Source organism: Klebsiella sp. PL-2018, from assembly GCF_019048985.1.
In the GTDB taxonomy this organism is placed as follows: domain Bacteria; phylum Pseudomonadota; class Gammaproteobacteria; order Enterobacterales; family Enterobacteriaceae; genus Klebsiella; species Klebsiella michiganensis.
The window spans coordinates 3,281,450-3,298,533 of sequence record NZ_CP077673.1; the positions used below are offsets into that span (position 1 = coordinate 3,281,450).

Consider the following 17,084-nt stretch of genomic DNA (forward strand, 5'->3'; position numbering starts at 1 on the left):
AAGAGTCTGTCTGCAGGCAAACTGTAGCCAGTCCATGAAACGAGGTCCTTATGTTCGCTCCGGAAAAGAAAACCGCGCTGGTCACCGGCGCATCGTCAGGGATGGGCAAAGCTATTGCCCGTCGCCTGATTCAGGATGGTTACCAGGTATATGTTGCCGCCCGTAGCATCGATAAAATGGCCGATCTGGCCGAACTTGGCGCACAGCCGTTACGGATGGATATAGCCAGGGATGAGGAGATTGTCTCCTGTGTAAACGCCATTCTGTCGCAAACCGGGGGAGTGGATGTCCTGATCAATAATGCAGGCTTTGGCCTGTATGGACCCGTAGAAGAGATCGGTATTGATGAAGCACGCTATCAATTTGAGGTTAACCTCTTTGGTGCCGCACGGCTGACGCAGCTACTGCTCCCTGCAATGCGGGCCAGACGTAGCGGGCATATTGTCAACATCTCCTCGATGGGAGGGAAGATGTACAGCATCCTTGGTGCCTGGTACCACGCCACAAAACACGCGCTCGAAGGATGGTCAGACTGCCTGCGCCTGGAGGTCGCCGGATTTGGGATTAAGGTCACGATCGTCGAGCCGGGGGTGATAGAGACAGGCTTCGGTGATGCTGCCAGCGAAAGCATCGTCAAACGTTCACACAGTGGCCCCTATGGCCAACTGGTGAAAATGGTGGCCGCGTCGATCAAAAAAACTTACGGGCACGGGACAGGCAGCGATCCGAAGGGTATCGCGGATGTCGTTTCAAGCGCCATTAACAGTAAGAACCCACGTACGCGCTATGCCGCGGGTAGGTTTGCAAAAATGCTTATCTGTCTGCGCGTCTGGCTGGGCGACCGTATATTCGACCGTATTATTCTCAGTCAGACACGCTAACAAGCGGATGATTTAGCTGAACGGCCTGCGTCTCTTGGGGAGCACTAACTCACGGTTAACGCGTCGACCACTTCCGCTACGCTTTTGACGCTGCGGATGCTGCCGATACCCGTGCCGAGCGCGATATAGCCCTCATCGGCATTGCCTTCCAGCATGCCGACGCGCAGGCCGCGTAATCCCCCCATTGCTTCACCGAGCGCCTCGTTGCTGGCGCCGGCTTTATCCATCGCCACCAGTTTTTCGGCCAGTCTGCCCGGCAGAGAGCGATAGTAATGGGGCAGCGTGCGGAAAAGCAGCAAATCCAGGCCACTGGCGGCAATAATTATATTTTTGACCGACCGCGGCACTCTGCTTTCTTCCGTCGCGATAAAAACCGAACCGGCAAATATCCCTTCAGCGCCGAGCGCGTGCGCCGCTCTGGCGGTGCGCTTGTCGGTAATACCGCCTGCGGCCATCACCGGAACACGCTTCACCGCATCGGCGATCAGCGGCACGATAGAAAAGGTTCCCAGCACGGTCCCCGGCAATGTACCTCCCTCATCAAAGCCGGTCGCGACGATGATATCGGCGCCCGCATCTTCAGCAAGGCGGGTATTTTCAGGCGTCGGGTTAATATCGCGATAGATGATAGCAATGCCCGCCTCTTTTAATTCGTTGAACAGCGCCGGTATGAGCGCCCCTTCACCGTAGCCGGTATACACCACGGCCCTGACGCCCTCTTCTTTTATCACCTGCAAAATAGGCGGGGTCCAGATATCGTTTTCAGCCGCGGGGATCAGGTTCACGCCGAAAGGTTTTTCGGTCAGCCGTTTGGTTTTGCGGATCTCTTCACGCATTTTTTCGGCGGTTTCTTCCGGCGTGGACACCGCGGTCTCAGCGGTTAAACCGGCATTCGGCCCCAGCACACCAAGCCCGCCGGCATTGCTGACAGCGGCGACTAAACGGGCATCGGTCAACCACGATAACGGCCCCTGAATAACAGGTTTTTCTATATTCAGGATCTGGCAGATTCGGTTATTTTTCATGGGGTAATATCCTTCACAATAGCGCTATGGAGCGGTTCAGTTTCATGATGGAAGGAGTGTAGGACGTTATATTATTTAGAAAAATAGCCGAAAAAGTGCATCACTATTATAAAATCAATAACAATATGATATCCCGATCCCGGTAAAAGAAGCCCGCTATGCAAATAAACCTCTTTGAATCGATACGCATTTTTATTGAAATTATCGAGTCCGGTAGCTTTACTCAGGCAGCGGAGAACCTGCAAATTCATCGTCCTGCCGTCACTAAGGCATTGCAGCTGCTTGAGCAGCACTGCGGCACGCGTTTGATGCAGCGAACAACGCGGCGCATCAACCTGACGCCTGACGGCGAAGCGTTTTATCGGCAGAGTAAACCTTTACTGGCCCAGGCAGATGCGCTGCTGGAGTCGTTTGGGAGCGATAGCGTATTGCACGGCCAGCTTCACGTGGATATGCCCGTCGCTTTTGCGACGTTATTGGTCGTCCCCCATCTGCCTGATTTTTATCGCCAGCACCCTGGCGTCGAAATCATCCTCAGTAGCTCAGACCTCCGCCGGGATATGCTGCGCGATGGTCTTGATTGCTTACTGCGGGTGGGGGAACTGGACGACGGGGACTATATCGCCCGTAAGTTAGGCAATATTAAAATGACGACCTGCGCCAGCCCGTCCTATATTGCCAGCCACGGTGTGCCGCAAACGCTGGAGGATCTACAGCAGCATCAGGCCATCAACTGGATTAACAGCAGCAGCCGACAAATTATGCCGTGGACGTTTTCTACGCCAGAAGGAACAGTTGAAATGACGCTTCCCGGCAAGCTGGTCATCGATAACTCTGAAACCTATTTATCGGCAGGCCTGGCAGGGCTGGGATTAGTCCAGGGAATGAACGTTTTTTTACAGCCTTATCTCGATCGCGGCCTGTTAGTGGAAGTCTTACCTGACAACCCCACCCCCGATCGCAAATTGTCACTTCTGTATCCGCACCGCCATCTCTCACGCAAAGTGCGGGTGTTTACCGAGTGGTTAGAAAGCTTATTGGAAAAACGGGATTAAGGCACTCATCCCCGTGAAAAACCACAATGATTGATAAATGCTTGCGGTTACTGCCTTAAACCCAGTCAACGATCCGCGCCCCACTCTGGGTCCTGCTTGCTCAGATTCTCAGCGTGTCTATCACCGCCCGCAGCGCGGGCGACACATTACGATGGGGATAATAGAGAAAAGAGCCTTCCAGCCGCTGGCTGTAACGCTGCAGGACTCTGATAAGCGCGCCTCGCTCTAAGTCATCGGCAACCAGTTCCTGCGGGACATAGGCCAGCCCCAACCCCAGCCGGGCGGCCTTCGCTTCCATATAGCTGTCGGCAAAGGCCCACTGTCCCTGCGGCCGGTGGGTGATTTTTTTACCGTCCTGATTGAGTTCCCAGGCATAAATAGTCCCGTCGCCAAACTGGTACGCGATACAGGGATGAACCACCAGGTCCGCCGGCGTTTGCGGAAAACCGTAGCGGCGAAAATGCTCGGGCGTGCCGACAACGACCATCTCCATATCGGGTGAAATGCGCACCGCGACCATACCGCCGCCGACTTCCGGCCCCAGACGCACCCCGGCATCAAATCGCTCCGCGATAATATCGACAAACCGGCTTTCACTGATGAGTTCCAGCCGGATATCGGGATAGCGTTGTTTGAACACCGAAAGCTTTGGCAGAAGCACTTTATCAATGGCGTGCTGGCTGGCATTGATGCGGACGGTACCGGTGGGGGTGTTGCGATAATACGCCAGAGTGGAAAGCCCCGAATCTAACGCATCAAAGCCGGATTCAACGGTTCGATAGAGCTGCTCGCCGGCCTGGGTGAGCGAGAGTTTACGGGTGGTACGCACCAGAAGCTGTACCCCCAGCCTTTCTTCAAGTTCACGTACCGCACGGCTGACGCCGGATTGCGCCAACCCAAGCCGCTGCGCCGCGGCGGTAAAACTGCCCTCCCGCACCACCAGCATAAACAGGTACAGATCGTTATAGTTTTCCCGTTTTGCCATGATTCCTCCCGCGCCTGCGCCGTAATTTATAACAATATGATATGAATCTTAGCACTTTTCACCCGCTAATCAGCACTCTGACTGCTAACTATAATCAGCGCATTGCAACAAAGCACAGCAGCGTTGTCCGTATGAAACCTGTATCTGGAACCTGTTTTAGGGGAATGATTAATGAAAGCGTTTACCAGAAAATTGACGGCCGCCATGCCTGCCATGCTGCTATGCGCGTCACTAAGTGGAGTCACCACCATGAGCTATGCCGGGACAACCAATCCAAACGCGCCCGTTTCGCTGGTCGAAAAATGGGACAAAACCTTCGCGGAAAGCGCGAAAGTCACTCACCGTAAGGTGACCTTCCAGAACCGCTATGGGATCACCCTGGTCGGCGATCTCTACATTCCGAAAGATCGCGGCGAGCGCAAGCTGGCGGCGATTGCCGTCAGCGGCCCCTTCGGCGCGGTGAAAGAGCAGTCCAGCGGTCTGTATGCGCAGACCCTGGCGGAACAGGGCTTTGTCACCCTCGCCTTCGATCCTTCTTATACGGGGGAAAGCGGCGGCCATCCGCGTAACGTCGCCTCTCCGGATATCAACACCGAGGATTTCAGCGCGGCGGTAGATTTCTTAGGATTGCAAAACGAGGTGGACCGCAACCGAATTGGCCTGCTCGGCATCTGCGGCTGGGGCGGCATGGCGCTGAACGACGCCGCGATGGATACCCGGGTGAAAGCGGTGGCCACCAGCGTCATGTACGACATGAGCCGCGCGATGGGCCACGGCGTTGGCGACGGTAAAGACCGCTATACCACCGCCGATCGCCGCGCCGTCTTGCAGTATCTGAACGCGCAGCGCTGGAAGGATGCGGAAAGCGGCACCTTCGCGCCGGGCGGGCATGATATTTATGTCGATCAGAAAGGTCACGTCAGCGCAGGCGATCGTATTCTGCCGGAAACCTTGCCGGCCAACCCGAACCCGGTTTTGAAAGAGTTTTTTGACTATTATCGGATGCCGCGCGGTTTCCACGCCCGCTCCGTGAACTCAACCGGCGCGTGGAATGCAACCATGCCGCTGTCGTTTATGAATATGCCGCTGCTGAGCTATGCCAGTGAAGTCACTATCCCGACGCTGATCGTGACCGGAGAAAAAGCCCACTCACGCTATTTTGCCGAAGACGCCTTTAAGGCCATCGGCAGCAAAGAGAAAGAGCTGGTGATTGTCCCCGGCGCGAACCATGTCGATCTCTATGACAATGCGGCCGGTAAAATCCCGTTTGCCAGATTTGAACAGTTTTTCAAAACCAACCTGAGATAACGGCCGGAAGCCGCCCGATCGTCGCGGGCGGCTTGCCCTCGCCCGCGCATGACGTTTACCCACGTTTTAGTCGTTATTCAATGAATAGCGTCCGCTCCGGCCGCCCCCGAATCTGGCCGGAAAAATAAAGAGATCCCCCTATCATGTCCACACTGAGTCGTCGTACACCACACCCTCAACCGCACGCCCATTGGGGCGGCGTCTTTGCCATGACGCTGTGCGTTTTTGTCCTCATCGCTTCCGAGTTTCTGCCGGTCAGCCTGCTGACGCCGATCGCCGGAGAGCTAAACATCACCGAGGGGCTGGCAGGCCAGGGCATTGCCATTTCCGGCGCCCTGGCGGTGCTGACCAGCCTGACTATCTCTAACCTTGCCGGAAGTCTGAATCGTAAACACCTTCTGCTGGGGCTGACGGTGCTGATGGCGGTCTCGGGAATGATTGTCGCGCTGGCCCACAGCTATGCGATCTATATGGCGGGAAGAGCCCTGATTGGCATCGTTATCGGGGGATTCTGGTCGATGTCGGCGGCCACCGCCATCAGGCTGGTCCCCGCGCACCAGGTTCCCCGCGCGCTGGCGATTTTCAACGGCGGCAACGCGCTGGCGACCGTCGTGGCCGCGCCGCTTGGCAGCTATCTGGGGGCCACCGTCGGCTGGCGCGGCGCCTTTTTCTGCCTCGTGCCGCTGGCGATAGTTGCGTTCATCTGGCAATGCTTCAGCCTGCCTGCGATGAAAAGCGATAAAGCGAGCCGGCCGCGCGGCTCCGTGCTTCGCCTGCTCAGACACTCCATTGTCGCGATCGGTCTGCTGGCCTGCGGACTCTTCTTTATGGGGCAGTTTGCCTTATTTACCTACGTGCGGCCGTTTCTGGAAGCGGTGACCGGCGTCAGCGCCTCTGGCCTGTCCCTGATTTTGCTCGCTATCGGCGTCGCGGGTTTTATCGGCACCCTGGGCGTTTCAACACTCCTCAACGCCCGGTTTTATCAGACCTTAATGACCATCCCTTTATTGATGGCCCTCATCGCCGGCACGTTGCTTCTGGTAGGACACCACGCCTGGACCGTTGCCGTGCTGTTAAGCCTGTGGGGGATGCTGGCGACCGCGGCGCCAACCGGCTGGTGGACATGGATCGCGCGGACGCTGCCCGACGACGCCGAAGCGGGAGGCGGTCTGATGGTTGCCGTTATTCAGCTGTCGATCGCGCTGGGTTCGACGACGGGCGGTTTGGTATTTGACCGCCTGGGGTGGCAAAGCGCGTTTGGCTTAAGCGGCATACTGCTTCTTGCCGCGGTCGGGATGACGTTGTACACCAGCCGGCAAATGACGCAATAAGCTCACGCCATCCGAAGCGGGTAGCGGATTTTTCTCGCCGCGGGTAATGCGTATAATGCGGCTTCGATACACGCTAAAAATAACCGCGGCTCATATGATAAATCTCAATCGATGTTGTTATTTGCTCCTGATCTTCGCAGCGGTCGGCAGCATTTTTACCGCCTGGCCCTTTGCTACCTGGCTCCTGCTGGTCAACGCGCTGACCCTGGCGATCTACGGCGTGGATAAAATGGCGGCGCGCAGGGCCTGGCGCAGAGTACCGGAAGCCACATTGCTGGCGTTCGGGGTGCTGGGCGGCTGGGCTGGCGCGATAGCCGGCCAACAGCTGTTCCGCCACAAAACGCAAAAGCAGCCGTTCAGAACCCGATTCATCATCAGCACGATCGTCAGCCTCTCAGGGATGGTGGCGATTTATTTGTTCTCTCCTTTTTCTTTTCACTAAGTTCCGGCGAGGCTAACGGTTTGCAAACGCGTGGAATGCACTCAACCCGCAGCTATTCGTAGTATATTATTGAGAGTATTGTTGATTATCAGGTGTACCTTATGACCTACTCCATCGGAGAATTTGCGCAGCTTTGCGGCATAAACGCGACGACGCTCCGCGCCTGGCAGCGTCGCTACGGCCTGCTTAAACCACAGCGTACCGATGGCGGCCATCGCCTGTATAACGATGACGATATCCAGCAGGCGCTTAAAATCCTCGACTGGGTAAAAAAAGGGGTACCTGTCAGCCAGGTAAAGCCCCTGCTGGCGCGCCCTGGCGCACGGCGGACGAATAACTGGATCACCTTGCAGGAGAACATGCTCCAGCGGCTTAAAGAGGGGAAAATCGAATCCCTGCGCCAGCTGATTTACGACGCCGGTCGTGAATCCCCCCGCCCCGAGCTGGTCACCGAAGTGCTGCGCCCGCTGCGTAGCCAGGTTTCCGCCAACGTACCGGCCATCATGACGCTGCGCGAAATCCTCGACGGCATCATTATCGCCTACACCTCTTTTTGCCTCGAAGGGGACAAAAAGGCGCCCGGCGATAACTATCTGATCACCGGCTGGCACCTGACGGACGCCTGCGAAATCTGGCTCGAAGCGCTCAAACGCACCGGTCAGGGCCACCGCATCGACATCCTTCCCTCGCCCCCCGCGACCCTGGCGCCGGAGATCCTGCCGGATCGCAAATGGCTGCTGGTGACGACCGGTAAACTCTCTGCAGCCCGGCAGAAACAGGTTGAACGCTGGCAGCAACAGGTTGTCTCTCTGGAGATTGTTGCGCTGTAACTGCGTGCGCCACCGCTCCGTGGCGCAACGAGCAGGTCCCTCAGAATTGTCCCTCTTCTTTTTTCGCACAAGCCCGCTGACTCTTCTTTTCTCTCCAACACCCACAAAATCATGCACCAAATGAACATTGATAACCAACTGATATTAAATAAAAATAAAAAATATTTTAGCCAAAACTTGGACAAATAACATTAATTGTGTAAGTTTTAACTATGCCATATTGTTTACTCAGGAAGTGACCTATGAGTCCCTCGTCGTCCGCCATCAGTCGTTTTAGCGCGTACTACGCCACGCTGGATACCCAGCCGCCTTCGGCGCTGGCCGCGCTGTACCACACGAATGCGGTGCTGATCGATCCTTTTGGCCAACACCAGGGGCTGTCCGCAATCCAGGATTATCTTTCGCACCTGCTGGCCAACGTCGATCATTGCCGTTTCACCCTCGATGCCCCGCTCTGCGAAGGTCAACGTTTTGCCGTCGCCTGGACCATGCACTGGTCGCATCCGCGACTTGCCGGGGGAAAGGTGCTACAGCTTGCGGGCTGCTCGGTGGCCACCGTTGAAGACGAACGAATTATTCACCAGCGTGACTACTACGACGCCGGGGAGATGCTGTACGAACACCTTCCCCTGCTGGGCTGGGCGGTGCGCGGCGCTAAACGGAGGGTGCGGTCATGATGACGGTGCTCATCACCGGCGCCAGCTCCGGCATTGGCGCCGGACTCGCCAGGTCCTTCGCTGCGGACGGCCACCGGGTTATCGCCTGCGGCCGCGATCCGTCGCGTCTGTCGGCGCTACAGCAGCACAGCCCCCACATCAGCGTCCGCTCTTTCGATATGACGGACAGGGATGCCTGTCGCCAGACGCTCTCTGACTGCCGCGCCGATCTGATCATTCTCTGCGCCGGGACCTGCGAATATCTCGATCACGGAACGGTGGATGCCGGGCTGGTTGAAAGGGTCATCACCACTAATTTTCTCGGGCCGGTGAACTGCCTGGCGGCGCTTCAATCGCAGCTGTCAGCCGGGAATCGCGTGGTGCTGGTGAGCTCGATGGCGCACTGGCTACCCTTTCCTCGGGCCGAAGCCTATGGCGCCTCGAAAGCGGCGCTGACCTGGTTTGCCAACAGTCTGCGCCTGGACTGGGAGCCAAGAGGGATCGCCGTCACGGTCGTTTCGCCGGGGTTTGTTGACACTCCGCTGACGCGTAAAAACGATTTTTCTATGCCCGGCCAGGTGAGCGTGGAGCAGGCGGTTAAAGCGATTCGCCGCGGTCTGGCGAAAGGGCACGATCGTATCACCTTCCCGACGGGCTTTTGCCTGATTCTGCGCCTGCTGGCCGGGCTTCCTGAAGGACTTCAGCGCAGGCTATTGCGCAGGATGGTGCGCTCATGAAAATCGCGATTATTGGCAGCGGCATTGCCGGGCTGACCTGCGCCTGGCGCCTTGCCGGGCAACACGAAGTGACCCTGTTCGAAGCGGCGTCCACGCCGGGGGGACATACCGCCACGGTGGATATCGCCACGCCGCAGGGTACCTGGGCCATCGATACCGGATTCATCGTGTATAACGATCGCACCTATCCGCGCTTTATGGGCCTGCTTAACGAGCTTGGGCTGAGCGGTCAAAAAACGCAGATGAGCTTTTCGGTCCACAATCCGCAGAGCGGGATGGAGTATAACGGCCACAGCCTGAGCTCGCTTTTCGCCCAGCGGCGCAATCTGTTAAAGCCGGCCTTCTGGAGGTTGCTGACGGAGATCGTCCGCTTTAATCGCCTGGCGAAGCAGGCTCTGGCGGGAGCGTTCGACCCGGGCGCCACGCTGCAGACCTTCCTTGAGCGGCACCGTTTTAGCCCCTTTTTCGCACGCCACTATATCCTGCCGATGGGGGCCGCTATCTGGTCTTCGTCGCTGCAGGAGATGCGCCGCTTCCCGCTGGCGCTGTTCTTGCGCTTCTTTGATAATCACGGCCTGCTGGATATCCGCCAGCGCCCGCAGTGGTACGTGGTGCCCGGCGGCTCGCGCGAATACGTGCGCGCCCTGCTTGCCCGGTCCGGCGATCGCCTGCGCCTGCGCCTCAATGCGCCGGTGCAGAACGTGATCCGTCATCAGGATGGCGTCACGCTCCAGCTGGCAGCGGAGGAGCAGCACTTCGATCAGGCGATCTTCGCCTGCCACTCTGCCGAAGCGCTGGCCATGCTGGCGGACCCGACGCTCGCCGAACGCGAAATACTGGGGGATATCGGCTGGCAGCGAAACGAGGTGGTCCTGCACAGCGATCCCCGCTGGCTGCCGGTGCGCAAGCGCGCCTGGGCCAGCTGGAACTATCGCCTGAGCGAACAGGATCAGGCCAGCGCCTGCGTCACCTATAACATGAATATTCTCCAGGGCCTGCCTGCCGACGCCCCGCTGTTCTGCGTCACCCTCAATCCGCCAACGCCGGTGGACCCGCGCTTCGTCTGGAAGCGTATGGTCTATGAACACCCGCTATTTAATCCCCAAAGCTGGTCCGCCCAGATGCGGCGCGAGGAGATTAACGGCCGCCAGCGAAGCTGGTTCTGCGGCGCGTACTGGTACAACGGTTTTCATGAAGATGGCGTGCGCAGCGCCCTCGATGTGGTCAACGGCATTATCGCGGCGGAGAACCTCTGACATGAACAGCTGCCTCTATCAGGGCGTATTACGCCACCGCCGTCTTCAGCCGAAAGCGCACCACTTTCGCTATCGCATCTTTATGGCCTGGCTCGATCTGGATGAGCTGGATCGGCTCGGCGAAGCGGGTATCCGCCGCAATCGCTTTGCTGCCGCCTCTTTTTATGATGCGGATTATCCGCTGGGCACGCCGCTGAAAGCGCAGGTTCTGAACCGGCTGGAAAACCTGACCGGCGCGCGCCCGGATGGCCGCGTCATGCTGCTGACCCAACTGCGCTACCTGGGCTTTCATTTTAACCCGGTCAACTTTTACTACTGCTACGACGGCGCCGGTACCCTGCGCTGGGTGCTGGCCGAAGTGCGCAACACGCCGTGGAATGAGCGCCATTACTACGCGGTAGACGGTCAACGGGCGCGCCCGCTGGCGAAAGCCTTTCACGTCTCGCCGTTTAACCCGATGGATATGGTCTACCTCTGGCGCTTTAACAGTCCCGGTAAAACGCTGCACATGCATATCGAGAACCATCAGGCCGCGAAAGTCTTCGACGCCACGCTGGCCCTGAGCCGCGCGCCTTTAACGCGGGCCAGCCTGCGCGGGCTGCTGCTGCGCATTCCGCTGATGACGCTGAAAACCGTCCTCGCGATCTACTGGCAGGCGCTGCGGCTATGGCTCAAGCGCGTGCCGCTGTACAACCATCCTGTCAGCAGGAGTGAACGCTCATGACCGATCCAGTCTTTGCGCTTGAACCCGATATCCCGCGCAACGTGCGTATCGCGCGCTGGTTGCTCTTTCGTCTGTTGAGCGGCATTCGCGAAGGGGCGCTCACCGTACGCGAAGGGGCGCAGACCTTTCATTTTGGCGACCCCGCCGCCGCGCTGCGCGCCGAGGTGCACGTGCTCTCCTCGGGCGTCTACCGGCGTTTACTGACCGGCGGCAGCCTCGCCGCCGCGGAGGCCTGGATGGACGGCGAATGGGAGAGCCAGCAGTTGACGCCGCTGCTGCAGATCCTGGCGCGTAACGGCCAGGTACTGGGGCGGCTGGAGCGCGGCTTCCGGCTGCTGGGCAAGCCCGTCGAGCGGCTGCGCCACTGGACGCGCCGCAACTCGCGCGCGCAGGCGAAGGCGAATATCGCCGCCCATTACGATCTGGGCAACGACTTTTACGCCCACTTCCTTGACGACGAGCTGCTTTACTCCAGCGCGCTGTTTACCGACGACGGCCAGGATCTCACCCAGGCCCAGCGGGCCAAAATGGCGCGCCTGTGCGAGCGTCTGGCGCTTACGCCCGGCGATCATCTCCTGGAGATTGGTACCGGCTGGGGGGCGATGGCCGAATACGCCGCCCGCCACTACGGCTGCCGGGTCACCACCACCACCCTGTCGCAGGAACAGTTCCAGTGGACCAACGCGCGAATTGCCCGCGCCGGGCTGCAGGATCGCGTCGAGGTACTGCTCTGCGATTACCGCGATCTGACCGGCCAGTACGACAAGCTGCTGTCGGTGGAGATGATTGAAGCCGTGGGGCAACGCTATCTGCCGGCTTTCTTTCGCACCTGCCAGGCGCGACTGCGCCCGGGCGGCAGAATGGCGATCCAGGCAATTACCATCCAGGATCAGCGCTATCGCGGCTACAGCAAAAACGTGGATTTTATTCAGCGCTACATCTTCCCCGGCGGATTTTTGCCCAGCATCACGGCGATGAACGAGCTGATGACGCGGCACACCGATTTTGTGGTGCGCGATCTGTTCGATATGGGGCCGGACTATGCCCGCACCCTGGCCCACTGGCGGCAGCGATTTATCCACGCCTGGCAGGATATTGAGAAGCTCGGCTTTGACGATCGCTTCCGCCGCATGTGGCTCTACTACTTCGGCTACTGCGAAGCCGGGTTTAACGCCCGCACCATCAGCGTTGTGCAGCTTACCGCGGAGCGAACATCGTGAAACGCATTCTGACCCTTGGCCTCGCGCTGCTGATGCTGGCGCTGGCGGGCTGCAGCGCCGAAGTGGCCGACTACCGGCAGCAGCAGCCGGCGCTGGACATTTTCCACTACTTTCAGGGCAAAACGGAAGCCTGGGGGATGGTTCAGGATCGCAACGGCAAACAGCTGCGCCGCTTCCATGTCGCCATTGACGGCGACGTTGTTGGCGACACGCTGACGCTCCACGAACGCTTTATTTACGATGATGGCGAAAAGCAGCAGCGGGTATGGCGCATTCGCCGCGCCGGCGACCACCGTTATGAAGGCACCGCGGGCGACATTGCCGGCGTGGCGACCGGCCAGGCGGCGGGCAACGCTTTTCACTGGCGCTACAGCATGAACGTGACGGCCAGCGGTAGCACCTGGCTACTGCACTTCGACGACTGGATGTTCCTGCAGGACGACGCGCACCTGTTCAACAAAACCGAGATGAAGAAATTTGGCATTACCGTCGCCACCGTGACCCTTTTCTTCACCCGAACCGCACAATAAAAGAGGACTACGCCATGAACACACAACCTGTCATTGGGATCAGCGGATGTTTGACCGGTTCTGCCGTACGATTCGACGGCGGGCATAAGCGCATGGGCTTTGTGATGGACGAGCTGGCGCAGTGGGTGGCGTTTAAACCCGTCTGCCCGGAGATGGCTATCGGCCTCCCCGTCCCGCGCCCGGCGCTGCGGCTGGTGCAAACGACCGAAGGGGAAATCCGCATGCGCTTCACGCATGCACCGCACGACGACGTGACGGAGAAGATGGCCGATTTCGCCAGCGCCCACCTCTCGACCCTGGGCGAACTATCGGGATTTATCGTCTGCGCCAAATCGCCCAGCTGCGGCATGGAGCGCGTGCGGCTGTACGATGAAAAGGGCAATCGCGGGCGAAAAGAAGGCACAGGGTTGTTTACCGCCGCGCTGATGGAGAAATATCCGTGGCTGCCGGTGGAAGAAGATGGCCGCCTGCACGATCCGGTGCTGCGTGAGAATTTTGTCGAACGGGTCTTCGCCCTGCACGAGCTTAACTGTCTGCACAAAAATGGCCTGACGAGCCGCGCGCTGCTGGATTTCCATAGCCGCTATAAACTGCAGCTGCTGGCCCACCATCAGGCGGGATACCGCGAGATTGGCCCGTTCGTTGCCTCGCTCCACGAATGGCAGGATCTGGAGGCTTTCTTTGCGATCTACCGCGAAAAACTGATGACGATCCTGAAACAGCCCGCCTCGCGTAAAAACCACACCAACGTGCTGATGCATATTCAGGGCTACTTTCGTAACCAGCTAAACAGCCGCCAGCGCGGCGAGCTGCGGGAGGTGATCCTTAACTATCGCTCCGGGCTGCTGCCTATCCTTGCGCCGTTAACGCTGCTTAAGCACTATCTGGCCGAATACCCGGATCGCTATCTGCAGGCGCAGAACTACTTTGATCCCTACCCGCAGGACCTGGCCCTGCGCCTGACGGTGCATTGAGATAGCTGAACGCGCGAAGAGGCTGGCGCACGCCAGCCTCTTCGTTGTTGGATCCATCGGCTTCTAGAACCATGCCTCACCCCATCCGGAAGTCGTTGTTGATCCCCTGTTGCGGACGCTGATGGAAGTCACGGCCGGCTCCGATTTGGCATTGGGGTTAGACTCCAGCACGTTGGTGACGCCGACGTAGGCTTTTTTCAGGTTAACTTCATCGCTCCGGTGGGCAAACATGACGTTGATATCCCAGATAGCTCCTTTACAGCTGTTGAAGGCTTTGGTTATCTGGAATTCGCCGCCATTGCCTTCATTGCCTAAACGGCCGATCGCCGGTCTGGAACTGCGCGCCGTAGCGGGCCTTCAGACCGAAGGGGATCGCCATATCCGGCGTGGCCGCGGTGGTCTGCGGGTTGGTAATAACATCCACTTTTTTATCAGCACGGCGTCGATCTGTTCTTGAGTAAATTCTCGCGCGAATACGAAAATTGGGCACAGCGTGGCCACGACCGCCATCGGTAATGGAAGTTTTTTATCATTGTCATAATTATCTCAATATAGGTTAGCTTTATTCGGATAATAACAATCCCATTCTGGGCAATCAGAATATATTACGTTATTTCGCTTCGCTATTAAGAAAACACCCAAACGTGAGCCCACCCGCAGATATTATCGCCATTTACTCAGCGCGCGGACAACCCTGTAGAGTACATTTCCTGGAGTGGCCAGAGTAAAAAAAACAATAAAACAAAATGCCGGTTTTGCGGTGTTTTAAATCTACCGGGGTATAGCTTGTAACGCGTTAATCAACAAGTGAAATGGAGGGTCTGGAGGAGGCTTTGCTTCGATGATCACAGAAGTAAAAAAACATAATAAATTAATTTAAAAACGTAATAGATTCTTCGAGATCATTTATGTCAGAAATTGTTACACATCCACACAACACACCGGAGTCTGCTCAGAATGAGTAAAAACATAATGCAAAGCCGCCATGATGAATATCATAAATTAACGCGTGGAGAACGTATTGGTTATGGTATGGGCGACTTCGCTCAAAACCTGGTTTTTGGCACAATAGGCGGCTTTCTGGCTCTTCACATGCTGACGGTTAATACCATCAGCACGGCAACGGCAGGGTTTATATTTCTTTTTGTCCGAATCATCAATGTCTTTTGGGATCCGATGGTCGGCACGTATGTTGACAAAAGAACGTCAAAAGCAGGTAAATACCGCCCCTGGCTGTTAAGAGCCGGCGTACGGTAATGACTCCAACTTACTGATAGTGTTTTATGTTCAGATAATGCCCGATGACTTTGTCATGCAGCTCCACCGATTTTGAGAACGACAGTGACTTCCTGCCCAGCCTTGCCAGATGCTGCCTCAGATTCAGGTTATGCCGCTCAATGCGCTGCGTATATCGCTTGCTGATAACGTGCAGTTCTCCCTTCAGGCGTGATTCATAAAGCGGCCAGCCATCCGTCATCCATACCACGACCTCAAAGGCCGACAGCAGGCCAAGAAGACGCTCCAGCGTGGCCAACGTGCGTTCACCGAATACGTGCGCCACAACCGTCCTCCGTATCCTGTCATACGCGTAAAACAACCAGCGCTGGCGTGATTTAGCGCCGACGTAACCCCACTGTTCGTCCATTTCCGCGCAAACAATGACGTCACTGCCCGGTTGTATGCGTGAGTTTACCGACTGCGGCCTGAGTTTTTTAAGTGTCGTAAAATCGTGTTGAGGCCAACGCCCATAATGCGTGCACTGGCGCGACATCCGACGCCATTCATGGCCATATCAATAATTTTCTGGTGTGTACCGGGCTGAGAGGCGGTGTAAGTGAACTGTAGCTGCCATGTTTTACGGCAGTGAGAGCAGAGATAGCGCTGATGTCCGGCAGTGCTTTTACCGTTACGCACCACGCCTTCAGTAGCTGAACAGGAGGGACAGCTGATAGAAACAGAAGCCACTGGAGCACCTCAAAAACACCATCATACACTAAATCAGTAAGTTGGCACCATTACCTCATCGCCGGCAATAAATCGTTTGGCCCCAAGGGTAACCGCCTGGTAAATACGCACGCGTTTACCGACGATGGCCGTTTCACCAATCACCACGCCGGTTCCGTGATCGATAAAGAATCCGTCATCAATCTGCGCGCCGGGATGAATATCTATTCCGGTCTGGCTGTGCGCTTTTTCAGATATCATTCGCGCCAGCAGAGGCAGACCGAGCTGATGCAGCTCGTGGGCAAGACGATAGTGCATCACGGCATGAATTCCCGGATAGCAGAGCAGCACCTCATCCATGCTGCGCGCGGAAGGATCTCCCTGATACGCCGCGAGGATATCGCGATCGAGACGCTGGCGGATGACCGGCAAACGGTTGGCAAACTGCTGAACCCGCCTGACCGCCTCCTGCGACAGCGTGTGACTCGCATCCTGCTCATCTGACTGATAATAAAGTTCCAGGACCGCTTCTTCGGTCAATCGGTCTAGCGAGGTGCCTAGCAAATGACCGACGTAATAATCTTCGCCCTCTTTGCGTAATTCAATATCACCTAATCGCATCGGATAAAGCACTTTTATCAAGGTATCGGTGACTGAATTAACGCTTTCCCGGGAAGGTAAACTACGTTTATTACGATAATTATTTTTCGCATGTTCATCGCGCCACGCCTGACGAACGCGACGGAGTTCATCGACGACATTATTTAAATGCCAGTTATTTTCTCTTTTCGGCATGAGATACAATTCACCCGCTTCCGGCATAATAATATCCTTCTTAAAATCGCATCGATAAATCTTTTTTTTGCGTCACCTCACTTTTATGCATTACCCACATTAAAAACAAATAACCATATAGACTTTGAATAGCTAAAAAGAGTAAATACTTTTAAATCAACACATTCGACAATCAACCACACCCGGCGAATACGATCGATGCGTCCCTCCTTCGCCAGAGCGACTCGTTCGCGATGGTACGAAAATGTGGCGGGGTGAAAAATGGAGTCATTAACGCCACCGTTCAGTTGGACAATGAGGGAAAAGTTATAGCGAATTTATTGCAAAGCATAACTGATTTTTAGCTATTGATTATGAGGAATTAACGTAACATTTCCGTTATTAAATCATG

17 protein-coding genes and 2 pseudogenes are annotated in these 17,084 nt (G+C 56.7%); 14 read left to right on the forward strand and 5 right to left on the reverse strand.

The window, feature by feature from the left end; all coding sequences use genetic code 11:
• Positions 1-50: 50 nt before the first annotated feature.
• The gene (locus tag MKleb_RS15240) at positions 51-881 is read left to right on the forward strand and encodes an oxidoreductase (RefSeq protein WP_217075967.1); all 831 of its coding nucleotides are present in this window, start codon (positions 51-53) and stop codon (positions 879-881) included.
• Between the two features lie 44 nt (positions 882-925).
• Here the strand turns inward: MKleb_RS15240 and MKleb_RS15245 are convergent, their stop codons facing one another.
• Positions 926-1,906 carry an NAD(P)H-dependent flavin oxidoreductase gene (locus MKleb_RS15245; protein WP_217075968.1) on the reverse strand — a complete coding sequence of 327 codons (981 nt, stop codon included), beginning with the start codon at positions 1,904-1,906 and terminating at the stop codon, positions 926-928.
• Between the two features lie 158 nt (positions 1,907-2,064).
• Here MKleb_RS15245 and MKleb_RS15250 point away from each other — a divergent pair, with 158 nt between their 5' ends.
• The gene (locus MKleb_RS15250) at positions 2,065-2,961 is read left to right on the forward strand and encodes a LysR family transcriptional regulator (protein ID WP_033837165.1); all 897 of its coding nucleotides are present in this window, start codon (positions 2,065-2,067) and stop codon (positions 2,959-2,961) included.
• 100 nt (positions 2,962-3,061) lie between these two features.
• Here MKleb_RS15250 and MKleb_RS15255 read toward each other — a convergent pair whose 3' ends face one another.
• Positions 3,062-3,946 carry a LysR family transcriptional regulator gene (locus tag MKleb_RS15255; RefSeq protein WP_014838299.1) on the reverse strand — a complete coding sequence of 295 codons (885 nt, stop codon included), beginning with the start codon at positions 3,944-3,946 and terminating at the stop codon, positions 3,062-3,064.
• A 171-nt stretch (positions 3,947-4,117) separates the two neighbouring features.
• Between MKleb_RS15255 and MKleb_RS15260 the strand changes: the two genes are divergently transcribed.
• The 11 genes from MKleb_RS15260 (at position 4,118) to MKleb_RS15310 (ending at position 13,954) form a co-directional block, all read left to right on the forward strand.
• The gene (locus MKleb_RS15260; protein ID WP_014229103.1) at positions 4,118-5,254 is read left to right on the forward strand and encodes an alpha/beta hydrolase; all 1,137 of its coding nucleotides are present in this window, start codon (positions 4,118-4,120) and stop codon (positions 5,252-5,254) included.
• A 143-nt stretch (positions 5,255-5,397) separates the two neighbouring features.
• Positions 5,398-6,585, forward strand: coding sequence for an MFS transporter (locus MKleb_RS15265; protein WP_162557312.1), 1,188 nt, complete (start codon positions 5,398-5,400; stop codon positions 6,583-6,585).
• A 97-nt stretch (positions 6,586-6,682) separates the two neighbouring features.
• Entirely contained in the window at positions 6,683-7,027 is a 345-nt protein-coding gene (locus tag MKleb_RS15270; protein ID WP_025107991.1) for a DUF1294 domain-containing protein, read from the forward strand.
• A 101-nt stretch (positions 7,028-7,128) separates the two neighbouring features.
• Complete coding sequence (locus MKleb_RS15275) at positions 7,129-7,857, forward strand: MerR family transcriptional regulator (protein WP_014229100.1); 729 nt, start codon at positions 7,129-7,131, stop codon at positions 7,855-7,857.
• 242 nt (positions 7,858-8,099) lie between these two features.
• On the forward strand, positions 8,100-8,534 hold the full coding sequence (locus tag MKleb_RS15280; protein ID WP_025107992.1) for a nuclear transport factor 2 family protein: 435 nt from the start codon (positions 8,100-8,102) through the stop codon (positions 8,532-8,534).
• On the forward strand, positions 8,531-9,250 hold the full coding sequence (locus MKleb_RS15285; RefSeq protein ID WP_025107993.1) for an SDR family NAD(P)-dependent oxidoreductase: 720 nt from the start codon (positions 8,531-8,533) through the stop codon (positions 9,248-9,250). Before MKleb_RS15280 ends, MKleb_RS15285 begins: the two co-directional genes overlap by 4 nt.
• On the forward strand, positions 9,247-10,506 hold the full coding sequence (locus MKleb_RS15290) for an NAD(P)/FAD-dependent oxidoreductase (RefSeq protein ID WP_025107994.1): 1,260 nt from the start codon (positions 9,247-9,249) through the stop codon (positions 10,504-10,506). Before MKleb_RS15285 ends, MKleb_RS15290 begins: the two co-directional genes overlap by 4 nt.
• 1 nt (position 10,507) lies before the next feature.
• Complete coding sequence (locus MKleb_RS15295) at positions 10,508-11,230, forward strand: DUF1365 domain-containing protein (protein WP_047723943.1); 723 nt, start codon at positions 10,508-10,510, stop codon at positions 11,228-11,230.
• Complete coding sequence (locus tag MKleb_RS15300; RefSeq protein ID WP_102803593.1) at positions 11,227-12,450, forward strand: SAM-dependent methyltransferase; 1,224 nt, start codon at positions 11,227-11,229, stop codon at positions 12,448-12,450. The genes MKleb_RS15295 and MKleb_RS15300 overlap by 4 nt, the downstream gene beginning before the upstream one ends.
• The gene (locus MKleb_RS15305; RefSeq protein WP_102803594.1) at positions 12,447-12,980 is read left to right on the forward strand and encodes a DUF3833 domain-containing protein; all 534 of its coding nucleotides are present in this window, start codon (positions 12,447-12,449) and stop codon (positions 12,978-12,980) included. The genes MKleb_RS15300 and MKleb_RS15305 overlap by 4 nt, the downstream gene beginning before the upstream one ends.
• A gap of 14 nt (positions 12,981-12,994) precedes the next feature.
• Entirely contained in the window at positions 12,995-13,954 is a 960-nt protein-coding gene (locus MKleb_RS15310) for a YbgA family protein (protein ID WP_217075970.1), read from the forward strand.
• A gap of 82 nt (positions 13,955-14,036) precedes the next feature.
• On the opposite strand, the pseudogene MKleb_RS15315 reads toward MKleb_RS15310, so the two are convergent.
• Positions 14,037-14,464 (reverse strand): annotated as a pseudogene (locus MKleb_RS15315) (carbohydrate porin); the annotation flags it as partial.
• A 462-nt stretch (positions 14,465-14,926) separates the two neighbouring features.
• On the opposite strand from MKleb_RS15315, the pseudogene MKleb_RS15320 reads away from it, so the two are divergent.
• Positions 14,927-15,205 (forward strand): annotated as a pseudogene (locus MKleb_RS15320) (MFS transporter); the annotation flags it as partial.
• Between the two features lie 16 nt (positions 15,206-15,221).
• On the opposite strand, the gene MKleb_RS15325 reads toward MKleb_RS15320, so the two are convergent.
• Together MKleb_RS15325 and MKleb_RS15330 are read right to left on the reverse strand one after the other, a co-directional pair.
• Positions 15,222-15,919 (reverse strand): IS1 family transposase gene (locus MKleb_RS15325; protein ID WP_223274117.1). Its coding sequence is split into 2 segments (ribosomal slippage): positions 15,222-15,670 and positions 15,670-15,919, totalling 699 coding nucleotides; the frame shifts between segments, so codons are not numbered across the junction.
• A 33-nt stretch (positions 15,920-15,952) separates the two neighbouring features.
• Positions 15,953-16,693: a serine O-acetyltransferase gene (locus MKleb_RS15330; protein ID WP_228740743.1), complete on the reverse strand. Its 741-nt coding sequence runs from the start codon at positions 16,691-16,693 to the stop codon at positions 15,953-15,955.
• Between the last annotated feature and the right edge of the window lie 391 nt (positions 16,694-17,084).